This window comes from Lysobacterales bacterium (assembly GCA_014946745.1).
Taxonomy (GTDB): domain Bacteria; phylum Pseudomonadota; class Gammaproteobacteria; order Xanthomonadales; family Xanthomonadaceae; genus Aquimonas.
The window spans coordinates 184,051-198,396 of sequence record JADCRD010000002.1 but is presented as its reverse complement, the minus strand read 5'-3'; the positions used below and the strand labels follow the sequence as shown (position 1 = coordinate 198,396).

15 protein-coding genes and 1 tRNA gene are annotated in these 14,346 nt (G+C 66.4%); 12 read left to right on the top strand and 4 right to left on the bottom strand.

Going from position 1 to position 14,346, the window contains the following annotated elements:
• Positions 1-35: 35 nt before the first annotated feature.
• From H4O13_13120 to H4O13_13075, 10 genes are all read left to right on the top strand, one after another.
• The gene (locus H4O13_13120) at positions 36-485 is read left to right on the top strand and encodes a hypothetical protein (GenBank protein MBE5316327.1); all 450 of its coding nucleotides are present in this window, start codon (positions 36-38) and stop codon (positions 483-485) included.
• Positions 486-747: 262 nt separating this feature from the next.
• Positions 748-2,367, top strand: a complete 1,620-nt coding sequence (locus tag H4O13_13115) for a hypothetical protein (GenBank protein MBE5316326.1) — start codon at positions 748-750, stop codon at positions 2,365-2,367.
• A 146-nt stretch (positions 2,368-2,513) separates the two neighbouring features.
• Positions 2,514-3,668, top strand: coding sequence for a hypothetical protein (locus H4O13_13110; protein ID MBE5316325.1), 1,155 nt, complete (start codon positions 2,514-2,516; stop codon positions 3,666-3,668).
• Positions 3,669-3,885: 217 nt separating this feature from the next.
• Entirely contained in the window at positions 3,886-4,893 is a 1,008-nt protein-coding gene (locus H4O13_13105) for a peptidylprolyl isomerase (GenBank protein ID MBE5316324.1), read from the top strand.
• A 16-nt stretch (positions 4,894-4,909) separates the two neighbouring features.
• Entirely contained in the window at positions 4,910-5,701 is a 792-nt protein-coding gene (locus H4O13_13100; protein MBE5316323.1) for an ABC transporter permease, read from the top strand.
• A complete protein-coding gene (locus tag H4O13_13095) occupies positions 5,698-6,894 on the top strand; it encodes an ATP-binding cassette domain-containing protein (GenBank protein MBE5316322.1) in 1,197 nt (398 codons plus the stop codon). Before H4O13_13100 ends, H4O13_13095 begins: the two co-directional genes overlap by 4 nt.
• Positions 6,891-7,766 carry a glycosyltransferase family 2 protein gene (locus H4O13_13090; protein MBE5316321.1) on the top strand — a complete coding sequence of 292 codons (876 nt, stop codon included), beginning with the start codon at positions 6,891-6,893 and terminating at the stop codon, positions 7,764-7,766. Before H4O13_13095 ends, H4O13_13090 begins: the two co-directional genes overlap by 4 nt.
• 20 nt (positions 7,767-7,786) lie before the next feature.
• Positions 7,787-8,641 (top strand): class I SAM-dependent methyltransferase, encoded by an 855-nt coding sequence (locus H4O13_13085; protein ID MBE5316320.1) that lies wholly within the window; start codon positions 7,787-7,789, stop codon positions 8,639-8,641.
• A gap of 12 nt (positions 8,642-8,653) precedes the next feature.
• On the top strand, positions 8,654-9,535 hold the full coding sequence (locus H4O13_13080) for a glycosyltransferase family 2 protein (protein MBE5316319.1): 882 nt from the start codon (positions 8,654-8,656) through the stop codon (positions 9,533-9,535).
• Between the two features lie 29 nt (positions 9,536-9,564).
• Positions 9,565-9,930 carry a DUF971 domain-containing protein gene (locus H4O13_13075; GenBank protein MBE5316318.1) on the top strand — a complete coding sequence of 122 codons (366 nt, stop codon included), beginning with the start codon at positions 9,565-9,567 and terminating at the stop codon, positions 9,928-9,930.
• A gap of 10 nt (positions 9,931-9,940) precedes the next feature.
• Here the strand turns inward: H4O13_13075 and H4O13_13070 are convergent, their stop codons facing one another.
• The 4 genes from H4O13_13070 to thiS all read right to left on the bottom strand — a co-directional run bounded on the left by H4O13_13070 (position 9,941) and on the right by thiS (position 13,644).
• Positions 9,941-11,770, bottom strand: coding sequence for an SLC13 family permease (locus tag H4O13_13070; protein ID MBE5316317.1), 1,830 nt, complete (start codon positions 11,768-11,770; stop codon positions 9,941-9,943).
• A gap of 72 nt (positions 11,771-11,842) precedes the next feature.
• Positions 11,843-12,559, bottom strand: coding sequence for a tRNA (guanosine(46)-N7)-methyltransferase TrmB (gene trmB, locus H4O13_13065; GenBank protein MBE5316316.1), 717 nt, complete (start codon positions 12,557-12,559; stop codon positions 11,843-11,845).
• Positions 12,559-13,359: a thiazole synthase gene (locus H4O13_13060; GenBank protein ID MBE5316315.1), complete on the bottom strand. Its 801-nt coding sequence runs from the start codon at positions 13,357-13,359 to the stop codon at positions 12,559-12,561. Before H4O13_13060 ends, trmB begins: the two co-directional genes overlap by 1 nt.
• Positions 13,360-13,425: 66 nt before the next feature.
• Positions 13,426-13,644, bottom strand: a complete 219-nt coding sequence (gene thiS / locus H4O13_13055; GenBank protein MBE5316314.1) for a sulfur carrier protein ThiS — start codon at positions 13,642-13,644, stop codon at positions 13,426-13,428.
• Between the two features lie 98 nt (positions 13,645-13,742).
• Here thiS and H4O13_13050 point away from each other — a divergent pair.
• Positions 13,743-13,816: transfer RNA gene (locus H4O13_13050), tRNA-Gly, on the top strand.
• Between the two features lie 21 nt (positions 13,817-13,837).
• Positions 13,838-14,281, top strand: a complete 444-nt coding sequence (locus H4O13_13045; protein ID MBE5316313.1) for an ATP-dependent zinc protease — start codon at positions 13,838-13,840, stop codon at positions 14,279-14,281.
• Positions 14,282-14,346 lie beyond the last annotated feature (65 nt).

The window sequence follows — 14,346 nt, the reverse complement described above, 5'->3', positions numbered from 1 at the left end:
CGGTGCGGTACAGCTCTATAGTCAGAGGAACCCCGATGTATCCCAAGCGTTTCGCTTTCTTGGCCCTGCTCCTCACACTGCTGGCTGGCTGTGCGGCGGGCGGTGGCCCCAAGCCGACTGCCGCGATCGCCCTGTCCGACGACGAGCAGCTCACGACGCGCCCGATCGAGCGCTGGGAGCATCTGATCGCCAAGCGCCTCGATCCGGCGTGGGAGTACCTGAGCCCAGGCTATAGGGGAACTCGCGACAAGGACGAGTACATCGCAACGATGAGCACACGGCCGGTGCGCTGGCTGCGGGCGGAGTATCACTCGCACAAGTGCATCGACGTCGGCAGCTTCTGCGAGGTCAACCTGAAGGTCACCTTCCTCGTCGTGTCCCGCCAGATCGGGGTGGGAGAGATGCAGTCCTTTGGGTATGTCACCGAGCGTTGGGTCAAGTCTGGCGACTACTGGTATCACGTGCCGGAAGACATCTCCGGCTGAGGTTTGGAGCCGCTTGGAGGCGTGCTCGATGCATGGTGGTCCTGGCTCCCGGGCGGGGCGGAGTCAGGGCCATGCCGCGATCAAGCCGGCCTGCAACCTTGTCCTTGTGCAGCGTTGCGTGGCCTGGATCGATGTGGCAGACTGCCAGCGCTCTTGTCTAACCTCGCCCATGTAAGGCGGGTGGAACACCGCCGTCATGGCGTGCGGTTGGTCGGTTGGCAAAAGCACAAAAAGCCCTGTGGTTGAATTTAGGAGTGTTGTGATGAAAAAGAGTTCTCTGACCACTGCCGTGGTCGCAGGCATCGTGGGCGCCGCCGGTCTGGTGAGCGTTTCCAACGCCGTTAACATCAACCCGGACGGTCTGGGCCAGGCCCTGATCTATCCGTACTACACCGTGAACAAGGGCAACAGCACCCTGGTGTCGGTCGTCAACACGACCAACCAGACCAAGGCTGTCAAGGTCCGCTTCATGGAAGGCCGGAACTCGGAAGAAGTCCTCGACTTCAACCTGTACCTGTCGCCGTTCGACGTTTGGACCGCCGCTGTCGTCTCCGACGGTCCGGAAGGCACCGTTCCGGCCTCCGCTCCGGCTGCGCGCATCTTCACCAGCGACAACTCGTGCACCGTGCCGGCCATCCCGGCTGCGGGTGAGACCTTCAAGAACTTCCAGTACGCCACTGGCGACGTGAAGGCAACGGGTCCGTGGGAGCTGAGCCGTACGCGTGAAGGCCACCTCGAAATCATCGAGATGGGCGTTCTGACCGCTGGCGGTACCTTCGCCAACGCTGCCAAGCACAACCCGCAGGGCGTCCCCGCCAACTGCGCCGTGCTGGACAGCGCCTGGTCGCCGGGCGGTACCGGCACCTGGCTGACCAACTCCAGCACCCAGATCGAGCCGCCCTCCGGCGGTCTGTTCGGCGGCGCCGAGATCGTGAACCCCGCCAATGGCACCAACATCAGCTACAACGCTGACGCCATCGAAGGCTTCTTCATCTCCACCACCGCTAACCTGCACACCAACCCCGGCTCGGTCCTGCCCAGCCTGGCGCAGGCCCAGACCAGCGATGCTGGTGACGCCACGGCGATCGTCTTCAACAACGGCACCCTGACCCAGTTCCCGTTCACGGGCACCGGCGCTGGCCTGCGCGCGGTCTCGGCTGTGTTCATGCACAACGAGATCTACAACGAGTTCGCCAGCCGCACCTCGTCGAACCTGTCGGTGCAGTCGGAGTGGGTGGTCACCTTCCCGACCAAGCGTCTGCACATCCGCCAGGCTCAGCCTGCGCGCCTGCCGTTCCGCACCCCGTACAACATCGCCGCTGGCGGCGCATGCGAAATCGTGCAGATCACCTTCTGGAACCGCGAAGAGAGCGCCGTGGCTCCGGGCGGCACCGGCTTCTCGCCGCCCCCCCCGGGCCAGACCTCGGCCAACCCGCAGCTGTGCTTTGAAGCGCAGGTCGTGACCTTCAACCAGACGAACATCGGCGACTACCTGACCTCCGGTAACCGTTCGGGTGTGCTGGGCTCGTACTACGCCCGCAACATCGCGACCGGCAACGCTCTGGAAGGCTGGGCTCGAATCCGTCTGGGCGACCAGGACGCCGCCTCCTTCACGCAGAACTTCCTGCCGCTGGCCACCCCGACCGCAACCGCTCAGAACACCACCGCTCTGGTGGGTCTGCCGGTCACCGGCTTCTGGGCTGCCAACTACGCAGGTACCGGCGCCCCGGGCGTGCTGGCGAACTACTCGATCGTGCACAAGCACCGCGCCGATCGCCTGATCGCCAACATCTCGACTCAGATCGTTCCGGTCCCGGGCTCGACCTCCACCCCGCCGGCCACCACCCCGGTGTGGCGCGCTCCGGTTGTTCCTGCCCAGTGATTCATCCAGACTTGATCTGGAGCTGAGGCGTCAAGACGAAGGGGGCCTTTGGGCCCCCTTCGTTCGTCTTCACCATCGATTCAGCTGTTTCCAACAAGCCTGTCGGCTCCGGCGGCGTCCTGCTGCCGGTGAACTCGGAGCTACTCATGACCCATAAATTCAGTGCGCTCGCGGCATCCATCGGCCTTCTGCTGGGCTCTGGTGCTGTGCATGCGCAATCTTCCTTGACCTTTCGCGGCTCTACGCTCTCCCCCATCCCTCTCGACGTCAGCCAGCCCCTGACGGTGGCCGACGATGGCTCGGTGCAGGCGACCTGCTTGTTCCAAGTCGGCACCACCGTCTGCCAGGGCGTCAGTCCTCCGCAATCGCAACAGGTGCCCACAGCGGCCCTGAGCGTGACCGGCCTCACCCCTGACGGGCAAGGCCGCTTCCAGGTCAATGCCGGTCAGTCGGTGCCGGTCGCGCGCGCAATCACCAACACTGCAGACGTGTGCATTGCCAGTGTGACCTCCACCACGGGTGGCGCGAGCGGTTGGTCGAACCTGTTTGCGCCTGCAGCGAGCACATCGGCGAACGTGCAGTTCACGGGTAGCGGCGACGTCACCCTGGGCTTACGTTGCTACAACCAGGCCGGCGCTCCGGCCACGGCCAGTCAAATTCGCTTCATCGTGGCAGCGGCTATCGGCCCCAACCCGGATCTCTGTGAGCTTCCGCAAAATCCGCTGATTCGTCCGCAGGGTTTCACGCGTCATGTCCTGTCTTGGAATGACCTGTTCCGCGTCGGGCCCTTCCCGGCTGCGCCTGGCTACCTGCAGCCGGTGGGCTCCTACTCGATTGGGCGCACGATTCCAGCGGTCAGCTCCGCTGCCATGTACATCACCGTCCCCATCGTGCCTGAAGCCGGCAAGACCTACGTCTTCAATCACTCGACATCGCAATCCGTGTTCGCTGCGGGCTACCCTGGTGGCCCGTTCCGTGCGGGTGGCAACTTCATCTCGATCAGCCCTTGCGCCGGAGATCTTCGCGCGCACGTACAGGGCAGCCCGGACCCGCTTCTGAGCGCGTGCCGTGCTGACGTCCCCATCTATGAGGGTGCCTGGCGTTTCACCACTTCGACGTCCCCAGGCTCTCCGGCCTGTCGATTGGTGGCTGGCCAGACCTATTGGCTCAACTTCATGATGAACAATCCGGCGACGTTGGTGAACCAGACCACGGGCGCCATTAACCTGACGCAGACGACATGCGATCAGGGCGACCAGTGCGAAACTCTTCTCCAGATCAGCGTTCTCAACCAGCCGTAAGCGACGCATCCGCGAGCCGGGCAGTCCTGTACTGCCCGGCTCAGTTTTTTCCCGGCTGTCGGAAACGTCGAATGCCGTGAACTTCGCGGGAACTTGAGCCCCCCGTCTACCTCGTAAACCTAGCGGCCAGGTCCCACAGGCATCGAGCTGCTTGAGCGCAAGCCCGCGATCAAGACAGCAGCGCCGCCCACTTCCAGTTACCGTCAGAAGTACCCCAATGCTTATGCACCACGCGCCACGTTCCTTCATCTTCGCTGCAATCCTCTGTCTGTCGGGCGCGATAAACGCCCAACCGATGGCCCCCAAGGACCCAAAAGCCGTCATCGTCGCCGAGCGCGACGGCGTGAGCGTTTCGCTCCACGAGGTAGATGCGCAGGTGATGGCGCTGCCAAGCGCGCTGCGCGCCCGCTATCTGGACGATCCCGAGCGCCTTGAAGAGGTCGTACAAGGTCTTCTGGTCAACAAGCAGCTCGCCCTGCAGGCGCTGGCCCGGGATGTTGAATCTGACCCCTTCCTTGAAACGCAACTGCAGTCGGCCCGCGAAGAGTGGCTGGCGCGCCGTGCGAGAAACTTCCACGAGGACGATGTGCTGGCGAGCATGCCCGACTTCGAACAGCTCGCAGAAGAGATCTACAAGACCCACCCGCATCGGTTCAGACGACCCGTTACGCTGCAGCTGAGCCATATCCTTGTCCGTATTGGCGGTCGAGGCGAGCAGGCTGCACAAGAGCGAATCGAAGCCGCTCGGGCGGCCCTACTCGCGGGAGAGCTTGAGTTCAAGGACATCTACCTCGAGTACAGCGACGAGGCGGCGGACCCGCTCAACGTTGGCGGCGGCGTGCTTACAGATGTCGTTCCCGGCTTGACTGAAAAGCCGTTCGAAGATGCGGTGTTCAAGCTCACAGAAGTCGGCCAAGTGTCCGAGATCATCCGCACGCAGTACGGCTTCCACGTCGCCAAGCTCATGAAGCGGGTGGAGCCGAGCGTAAAGACCTGGGAAGAGGTCAAGACGACACTGATCGAAGAGCAACGTCAGCGCTATCTGACTGAGCGCCGCGGCCGTCAGCTCGCAGAGCTTCAGAAGGCTCCGATCAAGGCCGACCCCGTTGTCGTGGCGCAGCTCCGTTCGCGCTACGCCCGCGCTGCCGAAGGCATCCTGCCGCCTGCGCTCGACGGCAGCGAGGCGCCCGACGAACTCCCTGAGAACTCGAAGCAAGAGCCCTGAGAGGGCCCGAGACTCCGTGAGCGAGTCGCTACGAACCGCGCCGCGGAGCACGGCACTGCTGGCCCTGTTCGTTCGCCAGGAGATGCGCCAGCGCTTCGCGGGCAACCTGCTCGGCGTCGCTTGGGCCGTTCTCGCTCCCCTGTTGCAACTTGCGGTTTTCAATCTTGTCTTCGTGCACATCCTCAAGGCCCGCGTGCCCGGTCTTGAGGGCGGCGCCTACCTCGTCTTCCTCGCGCTAGGATTCTGGCCCTGGTTCGCGTTCTCGGAAGCGGTCACGCGCGGCTGCACGGCAATCACTGACCACAGCGGCTTGGCAGGCAAGGTTGCGGTGCCTCGATCCGTTCCCGTGCTTGCAGCGGTCAGCACCGCCTTCTTGCTGCACGGTCTAGGCTATCTGCTGGTGTTGCTGGCGCTCGCGCTGTTCGGTCCGGCGTTGAATTGGAGCCAGCTGCCGATTGCACTCCTCTACTGGTTGCCGCTAGCTGTCATGGCGGCTGGACTGGCGCTTACGCTGGCGGCTGTGCAGGTGTTCATCCGCGATCTCGCGCAGACCATCGGGTTGCTCATCACCCTCTGGTTCTTCCTGACGCCAATCATCTATGCGCCCGAGACGGTCCCCGGAGGCCTTGCGAAGTGGCTCGCGTTCAATCCCGTCACGGGTGTCGTGGACGCCCAGCGCGCGCTGCTGCCAGGCCTGAGCGCTCTACCAGGAAGTGTCACGGCCACCTGGCTGGGCGCCGTACTGGTGCCCATCCTGGGTGTCCTGGTGTTCAAGCGCCTGCGCCCGCACCTGGAAGAATTCGAGTGAGCGCGCCGCTGCTGCGCGTAGAGGCCTTAGGCAAAAGCTGGCCCGTCGATGCCAGCCCGCGTGCGCGCGCTTCCGCTCTGCTGCGCGCGCTGCTCGGACGCCCCATCGCGCGCACGCCGGTGCTTCGCGAGATCAGCTTCGAAATCCGGCCCGGCGAGTCGCTGGGCATCATTGGAGAGAACGGTGCCGGCAAATCGACCCTGCTGAAGCTCATTGCGGGCGTGCTCACGCCCAGCGAGGGCAGGGTGCAACTCAATGCAAGCGTCGGCGCTCTGCTGGAATTGGGGGCCGGGTTCGAAATGGAGCGCACGGGCCGCGAGAACATCGGTATCGCCGCCGGCCTGATGGGCTGGTCACGCCGCGAGATCGAGTCGCGCACGCCGGAGATCGAAGCCTTCGCCGACATCGGTCGCTACCTCGACGAGCCGGTCAAGCACTACTCCTCGGGCATGGTGGTGCGGCTCGGCTTCGCCATCATCGCCACGGTGCGGCCGCAGCTGCTGATCACGGACGAGGTGCTGGCCGTGGGCGACGAGAGCTTCCAACGCAAATGCATCCGCTGGATCGAGGATTACCTCGAGCACGGCGGCACCCTGCTGCTGGTCTCGCATTCGACCTACCACATCCAGAAGCTCTGCAAGCATGCGCTGTGGCTGCGCGAGGGCAGGGTGCAGGCCTACGGCGATGTGTTTGACGTGACCCAGGATTACTTGGCCTACCACGAGCGCAAGATCGCTGCCGAACGCGGGCCGGAGCTCGATGCCGGCTACGTAGGCAACGAGTACCGGCTGGTGCGCGTCGCCATCAACGAGACCGAGGACGAAAGCGCCCGCCTGCTCGCCGAGGGCGAGCTGCTGCGGGTCGATGCCGAGCTGCACAGCCCCGATGGCCGCAGCCCGCAGTTCAGCTTCGGCGTGATCCGCGCGGACGGCACTGCGCTGTACGGCCAGGTCGCCGAGATTGAGGGCGTGCGCGGCGAGCCGATCGGAGGACGTCGAACGCGTTATGCGCTGGAGATCGATCCCTCCGCCCTGCTGCCCGGCAGCTACGTACTGCGGCTGCATGCGATGGACCCGGAGGGCCTGCGCGTGTTCGATACCGTGGAGCGAGCCTTCACCCTGCGTGGCGCCAGTCGAGAACTCGGCTGCCTGCGCCTGCCACACCGCTGGCTGCATGCGGGCGCCACGCGATGAGCGAGCGTTCCATGCAGGTGATCGTGCCGGTGTATCGGGCCCTGCCGGCGCTGCAGCGTCTGGTTGCCGGCCTGCGCCGCACGCTGGACTCGGGCGAGCGCGTGCTGTTCTGCGACGATGCTTCGCCCGAGGCAGAAGTCTCCGCGTACCTGCAGAGTCTGCCTGGCACGCTGCCTTTCGAGACGCGCGTGGTGCGGCGGGAGCGCAACCTCGGCTTCGTCGGTAACGTCAACGCTGCCTTCGCCGAAACCGGCGAGGACGATGTGGTGCTGCTCAACAGCGACACGGTGCCCAGCGCGGGCTGGCTGGACCGCCTGCGCGTCTGCTTCGCGGCGGATCGGCGCATCGCCACCGCAACGCCCTGGTCCAACAACGCCGAAATCTGTTCGCTGCCGCATCTGTGTCGGCCCGGCCCGCTGCCGGACGACCCCGACCGCTGGGCCCGCGCCTGCATCGATGCCTGTGCTGGCGAGTATGTCGACCTGCCCACCGGCGTTGGCTTCTGCATGGCGATCCGCCGTGCTTGCCTGGATCGCATCGGTGCCTTCGATGCAGAGACCTTCGGTCGCGGCTACGGCGAGGAAAACGATTTCTGCCTGCGTGCCGAAGGCCACGGCTGGCGCAACGTGCTCTGCGCCGACGCCTTCGTCGCGCATGAAGGGGGCGCCTCCTTCAGCCTGGAGGGGCTGGCGCCCGGCGGCGGCAACCTGGCCCGCTTGCTGAACCGCTACCCCGACTACAACCGCCGCGTCGCCGAGTTCATCATGGCGGACCCGATCAAGCCCCTGCGCCTGCGCGTGGTCGAGCGCTATGCCGCGCTGGCCGCCGGTCAGCCCGATGCCACGGGCCTGCAGGGTCAGCTGTTTCAATAAACCATCCGAGGTTGTCCGCGATGAGCGAATCGACGCCGGCGCTGGAATTCACCGGCGAACGCTTCACGCCGGAGTGCGTGCGCGAGATCTGGTACGAGCACTACCACCGCTACGCGTTCGCGCAGCCGATAGCGCGCGGCAGGCGCGTGCTGGATGCCGCCTGCGGCGAGGGCTATGGCTCGGCCCTGGTCGCGAGCGCTGCCGCGTCCGTGCTTGGCCTCGACGTTTCCGGGCAGGCCATCGCCCACGCGCGCGCGCGCTACGCGCAGCCCAAGCTGCGCTTCGACCAGGCCGACGTCACCGCGCTGGATCACCTGCCCGCCGCTAGTTTCGATCTGATCCTGAGCTTCGAGACGCTTGAGCACCTGCACGCGCAGGAGACCATGCTGCAGGGCTTCCGCCGCCTGCTGGCGCCCGGGGGCCTGCTGCTGGTGTCGACGCCTGACAAGCGCAACTACACGGACATCCCGCAGTTCCACAACGAACACCACGTGCGCGAGCTCTACCGCGAGCAGTTCGAGAGTCTGCTGGCCGGGATCTTCCCGCATCGGCGGCTGTTTGCGCAGAAGCTGCTGTTCCAGTCAGCGCTGTGGGCGCTGGAGGTGGACGAGGGTAGACCCGCCGCGGCCACCTTGAGCCGCGAGGGCAGCCTAAGCGAAGGCCTCGCCTACCCGCCGCTGTACTACATCGCCGCCTGCGCGATGGAGCCGCTGCCGGTACTGCCTGCCGTGCATCTCTTCGGCGATGCGGAAGAGAGTGTCTATGCCCACTACAACCATGAGATCCGCAAGAACATGGCGGCGGGGCATCGCATCCTCGAACTCGAGGCTGAACTCGCGGCGGCGCGCGCTGAACTTGCCGCGCTGCGCGGCTGAGACCGACGCCCGGTGAGCACAGAGCCTGCCGCTGTGGGCGCGCCGCGCACGCTCCCGCGTGCGGTCGACCTCGCGGTGCTGATCGTCAGCCATGACAGCAACGATGTGCTGCCGAGTTGCCTCGATGCGCTGGCTGCGCAGTGCGGCATTGCGCTCGAAGTCGTGGTCGTCGACAACGCCTCTGCCGTGCCACCGGCGGCGCATCCGCGGCTTGACCAGCTGATCCGCAATCCCGACAACCCGGGCTTTGCGGTCGCCTGCAACCAGGCAGCGGTGCGGGCGAGCGCGGATTGGCTGCTTTTCCTCAATCCCGACTGCTTTCCGGGCCCGAACGATCTTGCGGCCCTGCTCGCGCTCGCTGAGCAGGCCAACGCTGAGGGTCGCCTGGGCGCACTGGGGGCGCAGCTGCTTGAGGCCGATGGCAGCGCCCAGGCGGCCTCCTATCGATACGACCCGACGCCTGTGCGACTGCTGGCGGCTCTGCGCCGCGGTCGCGCCGCGATTGAACCGGCGCCGCCCAGGACGGGCGAGATGCTGGACGTCGAGGCCATTTCCGGGGCTCTGATGCTGCTGCCGCGCGCGGCTTTCGATGCGGTGGGCGGCTTCGATGCCGGCTATCGTTTGCACTTCGAGGATCTCGACCTGTGCCGGCGCCTGCGTCAGCACGGACTGCGCGTGCGGTTCGCGCCGATGCCGCGCATCACCCACCTCAAGGGCACCAGCAGCCGCCGCCGTCCGCTGTGGGTGGCCTGGCAGAAGCACCGCGGCTGGCGCCGCTACTTCGAGCGCTTCGATGCACACTCGCTGGGCGTGCCGGCACGCTGGGGTTTTCGTCTGCTGCTCTGGCTGGCGCTGCCGGGGCTGCTGCTGCGCGCGCTGAAGCCCTCCCCCTGATCCGTCTTCCGAGCTTCACTACCGACACCATGAGCAACACGCCCGCGCCCACCGACATCGTGCTGCACCAGCGCTCGCGCATCCTCGAAGTCGCCTTCGCGGACGGTGCGCGCTTCCATCTACCCTGCGAGTACCTGCGGGTGGAATCGCCCTCGGCCGAAGTGCAGGGTCACGGGCCGGGCCAGAAGGTGCTGGTGGCGGGCAAGCGCGAGGTCGGCATCCGCGCGATTGAGCCGGTGGGCCACTACGGCGTGCTGCTGCGCTTCGATGACGGTCACGACACCGGCATCTTCAGCTGGTCCACCCTGCACGAGCTGGGAAGCACGCAGGAGCAGCGTTTTGCTGCCTACCTCGATGCCCTGGCCAAGGCCGGGCTGTCGCGCGAGCGCAGCTGAGCGCTGCGCTTCAGAACACCAGATAGCTCATGCCCAGCACCAGGCCGAGATAGAGCAGGGACAGCGGCAGGCCGACCTTGAGCAGGTCGCGGACGCGATAGCCGGCGGCGCCGCTGACCATGGCCAGCACCGGGTTCGAGCCGGTCAGAAAGTTGTTCGAGGCCGACAGCGCCACCACCACGGCGAACTGGATCGGTGCCGCTCCGGTCGAGATCGCGATATTGATCGCCATCGGCACCATGATCACGGTGGCGCCGACGTTGCTGATCACCATCGCCATCGCCGTGGTGATCAGGCCCAGCACGCCAAGCAGGGCCCAGCTCGGCAAGTGTCCGAAGTGTTCCAGGGTCTGGCTGGCGACGAAGTTGGCCACGCCCGAGCTGTCGACCGCCCAGCCCAGCGGAATCAGGCAGGCCATGATGAATACGGTCTTCCAGTTCACCGAGGCATAGGCCTCGTCCATGTTGATCACGCCGAGCAGCAGCATGCCGACCACGCCGGTCATCAGCGCCACCGGCACCGCGACTTCGCTGGACAGGGCCAGTGTCAGCGCCAGCGCGAAGCAGAACAGCGCGTGCCACAGCTTGTGCGGGCGCTGCTCGTCCTTGGGGTAGTCGGTCACCACGACGAAGTCACGGCTGCTCGCGGCCGACCCGAGATCGCGCCAGAAGCTGTGGAACACCAGCAGGTCGCCGGCGCGCAGCGGCGTGCGGCGGATCGCCTCGCGATAGACCTCGTTGCCGCGGTTGATCGCCAGCACGCTGATGCCGAGGCGCTTGCGCAGGTGCAAGTCTTCGAGGGTCTGCCCGATCAGCTGGGAATTCGGCGGGATCACCGCTTCAGAAATGCCGGCGCGGCTGGGGTTGAACAGATCGGCGAAGTTGCGCAGTCGCGCCTGCAGGCGCAGCAGGTTGTTCTGCGCGTAGTCGGCGACCTGCTCGCGCGGGCCCATCACGCCGAGCACGCTGCCAACCCAGATCATTTCGTCGGCGGGCGGCGCGAGACGGGCCTCGTTGCCGCTCTTCAGCGCCAGCAGCAGCGGCGCGCCGCGCATGGACTCGGCTTCGAGCACGGACATGCCGACCAGCGGGCTGTCGGAAGTCACCGTCAACTCGTAGACGTCGCCCTCGATGCCGTAAGCGCGGGCGAAGTAGCTGTCGGTGCGGCCCGGCGCCACGCCCTTGTCCTCGCCCTGGCCCAAAAGACGGGCGCCGAACAGGCGGAAGAAGAGCAGGGCCATCAGCAGCAGGGCAAGGCCGATCGGCAGCGGCGCGAAGATCGGCAGGGGCTCCAGCGAAGCCACGCCCGAAGGCAGGTTGCGGTTGGCTGCGACCAGCAGATCGTTCAGCAGGATCAGCGGCGAGCTGCCGACCATGGTCAGCGCGCCGCCCATGACCACACAGACCGCGATCGGCAGCAGCAGCCGGCCCAGCGACACGCCGGTACGTGCCGAGAGGCGCGCGGCCACCGGCAGGAACAGCGCGGTCACCGAGGGGTTCTGCATCACCGAGGACACCAGCCCCGCGACGCTGCTCGACAGCAGCACGAGTCGTTCCTCGTAGCCCTTCGACTTGCGCAGCAACCAGACCGCGACGCGGTTCAGAAGGCCGGTGCGGTCGAGCCCCGCGCCGAGGATCATGGTGGCTATCACGCTGATCACCGCGTCGCCGGCGAAGCCATCGAACAGCTGCTCCACCGGCACCAGCCCAAACAGGCCCAGGCAAACCAGCACCAGCAGGGCAGTGACGTCCTGGCGGACGCGCTCCCACACGAACATGCCCATGGTGAAGGCCATCAGGCCCATCACCAGCCACATATCGAGCGGGAGGCCGGCGACCATCTACCCGCTCCACCGCTGCAGGCGGAGCGCGCGCTGCGGTCGTATGTCGGCGAAGCGGATCCGCATGCGCGTCTAGACCCGGCGGTAAAGCAGATCCCAGACCCCGTGGCCCAAGCGCAGGCCGCGGCGCTCGAAATGGGTCTCGGGGCGCCAGTCCGGGCGCGGCACATGGCCGCCGGGGCCTTCGGTGTTGCGGAACGTGCTGGCGGCGTCCATCACCTCCCACATCTGCTCGGCATAGGGCTGCCAGTCGGTCGCGAGATGCAGCAGCCCGCCTGGGGCGATGCGGCTGCTCAATAGTTCGACGAAGCCGGGCTGGATCAGCCGCCGCTTGACGTGGCGCTTCTTGTGCCAGGGGTCGGGAAAGTAGATCCGCACTTCGTCGAGCGCGCCTTCGCCGATGCACTGCTTCAGCACTTCGACGGCGTCTTCCGCGTAGAGGAGAACGTTGGACAGCGCGTTCGACTCGATCGCATTGAGCACGCGGCCCACGCCGGGCTTGTGCACCTCGATGCCGATGAAATCGCGCTCGGGCGAATGCAGAGCGCCGTGGATCAGAGCCTCGCCGTTGCCGAAGCCGATCTCCAGCACCAGAGGCGCCGTGCGGCCGAAGCGCGCCGGGGCATGCAAGGGACCCTGGGCGATCTCAAGCCCGTACTTCGGCCACAGAGCATCGAGCGCGCGCTGCTGCGCTGGCGTGAGTCGACCTGCACGCTGCACAAAGCTGCGCAGCACGCGCGTCGCGGCTTCCGGCAGCGCGCGGGGAGGTTTGGGCTCAGCTTCGGTCATCAGAAGAACAGCCCATCGACCGGCGAAGAGGCGCTGGCGTAGCGCTTGCGCGGAATTCGCCCGGCCAGAAACGCCTCGCGACCGGCTTCGACGGCCTTGCGCATCGCGCTGGCCATCAGCACCGGGTGCTTGGCGCTGGCGATTGCAGTGTTCATCAGCACGCCGTCACAGCCGAGTTCCATCGCGATGGCGGCGTCTGACGCCGTACCCACGCCGGCATCGACGATCACTGGCACCGACAGGCTCTCGATGATTTCCAGCAAGGTGTAGCGGTTCTGGATGCCCAGCCCCGAGCCGATCGGCGCGGCCAGGGGCATCACTGCGACGCAGCCGACCTTCTCCAGTTCGCGGGCCACGATCGGGTCGTCGCTGGTGTAGACCATCACTTCGAAGCCATCGCGCACCAGAACTTCCGCGGCGCGGAGTGTTTGCACGACGTCGGGGTAGAGGGTCTTCTCATCGCCCAGCACCTCGAGCTTGACCAGGTTGTGGCCATCCAGCAGTTCGCGCGCGAGCCTGCAGGTGCGCACCGCATCGTCGGCGCTGTAGCAGCCCGCGGTGTTCGGCAGCAAGGTGTAGCGCTCCGGCGCCAGGTAGTCGAGAAGATTCGGCTCGCCGGCGTTCTGCCCGAGATTTGTGCGGCGAATCGCGACGGTGACAATCTCTGCGCCGGCCGCCTCGCTGGCGCGGCGGGTCTCGTCGAAGTCTCGGAACTTGCCGGTGCCTGTGAGCAGGCGGGAAGAAAAACTGCGGGTGCCGATCTTGAGCCGGTCGGCGGCGGGCTGGGCTGCGCTGTCCATCGCCGGATTATCGACCGAACCCGCAGGCGCTGTCGCGACGATGCCCGCGATTGCGTCGGAATCGCTTCAGCCGCCGCCCAGCGCGTGCACCAGTTCGACGACATCGCCGTTCGCCAGCGCGTGCTCGGCATGGCGACTCTTGGGCACGATCTCGCGATTCACTTCCACCGCGACGCGGCGGCCGACGTGGCCCAGAAGCTCGATGAGAGCGGCGACAGTGGTGCCGGCGGGCAGATCGCGCGCCTCGCCGTTCAACTGGATCTGGATCATGGGGTGGGTGTGCATCGGTGCAGAGGGGAGGATGGCGCGCGATGCGCTGCACGAAGACTCTCGCGCGGCATTGCCTGCGCGGTGCGCGCGGGGCTAAGCTCTCGCACCGCAGCGCGGGTGTAGCTTAATGGTAAAGCAGCGGCTTCCCAAGCCGCCGACGTGGGTTCGATTCCCATCACCCGCTCCACTCGAAGTCGCCGCCCGAGCCATGGTCGAAACCGCTCCCATCGTGCTCGGCTGGTGCGAAACGCTCGCCCTTCCCGACCTTTCCCTCCCGGCGATCGAAGCCAAGATCGACACCGGCGCGCGCAGCTCGTCGCTGCACGTCGACAGTCAGCAGTGCTTCGAGCGTGCAGGACGCGAGTGGGTGCGGTTCGCTCTGCACCTGGACGGCGCGGCGGCCAAGCGAGCCGTGCAGGCCGAGGCGCCCGTGCATGATCGCCGTGCGGTGCGCGATTCCGGCGGACACGAGACCGAGCGCGTGTTCATTCTCACCACGCTGGCGATCGCCAACATCCGCTATCCGATCGAGATCAACCTCGCGGCGCGGCGCGGGCTGAAGTTCCCGATGCTGCTCGGCCGCACCGCCCTTGCCGGCCGCTTCCTCGTCGACCCCGCACGCAAGCACGCCTTGTCCGAGGCCGCGCCGTAACCCGCGCGACGCCGGCCAGCGCTACGCTGCCAACGATTCCCGATTCCCGATTCCCGATTCCCGAT

What these genes read in the sequence shown, in the direction of transcription:
- H4O13_13085 (MBE5316320.1), top strand. Translation starts at nt 7,787, where the DNA reads ATGAGCGAATCGACGCCGGCGCTGGAATTCACCGGCGAACGCTTCACG.
- H4O13_13110 (MBE5316325.1), top strand. Translation starts at nt 2,514, where the DNA reads ATGACCCATAAATTCAGTGCGCTCGCGGCATCCATCGGCCTTCTGCTG.
- H4O13_13060 (MBE5316315.1), bottom strand. Translation starts at nt 13,359, where the DNA reads ATGGACAGCGCAGCCCAGCCCGCCGCCGACCGGCTCAAGATCGGCACC.
- H4O13_13120 (MBE5316327.1), top strand. Translation starts at nt 36, where the DNA reads ATGTATCCCAAGCGTTTCGCTTTCTTGGCCCTGCTCCTCACACTGCTG.
- thiS (MBE5316314.1), bottom strand. Translation starts at nt 13,644, where the DNA reads ATGCACACCCACCCCATGATCCAGATCCAGTTGAACGGCGAGGCGCGC.
- trmB (MBE5316316.1), bottom strand. Translation starts at nt 12,559, where the DNA reads ATGACCGAAGCTGAGCCCAAACCTCCCCGCGCGCTGCCGGAAGCCGCG.
- H4O13_13090 (MBE5316321.1), top strand. Translation starts at nt 6,891, where the DNA reads ATGAGCGAGCGTTCCATGCAGGTGATCGTGCCGGTGTATCGGGCCCTG.
- H4O13_13045 (MBE5316313.1), top strand. Translation starts at nt 13,838, where the DNA reads ATGGTCGAAACCGCTCCCATCGTGCTCGGCTGGTGCGAAACGCTCGCC.
- H4O13_13075 (MBE5316318.1), top strand. Translation starts at nt 9,565, where the DNA reads ATGAGCAACACGCCCGCGCCCACCGACATCGTGCTGCACCAGCGCTCG.
- H4O13_13070 (MBE5316317.1), bottom strand. Translation starts at nt 11,770, where the DNA reads ATGGTCGCCGGCCTCCCGCTCGATATGTGGCTGGTGATGGGCCTGATG.
- H4O13_13115 (MBE5316326.1), top strand. Translation starts at nt 748, where the DNA reads ATGAAAAAGAGTTCTCTGACCACTGCCGTGGTCGCAGGCATCGTGGGC.
- H4O13_13105 (MBE5316324.1), top strand. Translation starts at nt 3,886, where the DNA reads ATGCTTATGCACCACGCGCCACGTTCCTTCATCTTCGCTGCAATCCTC.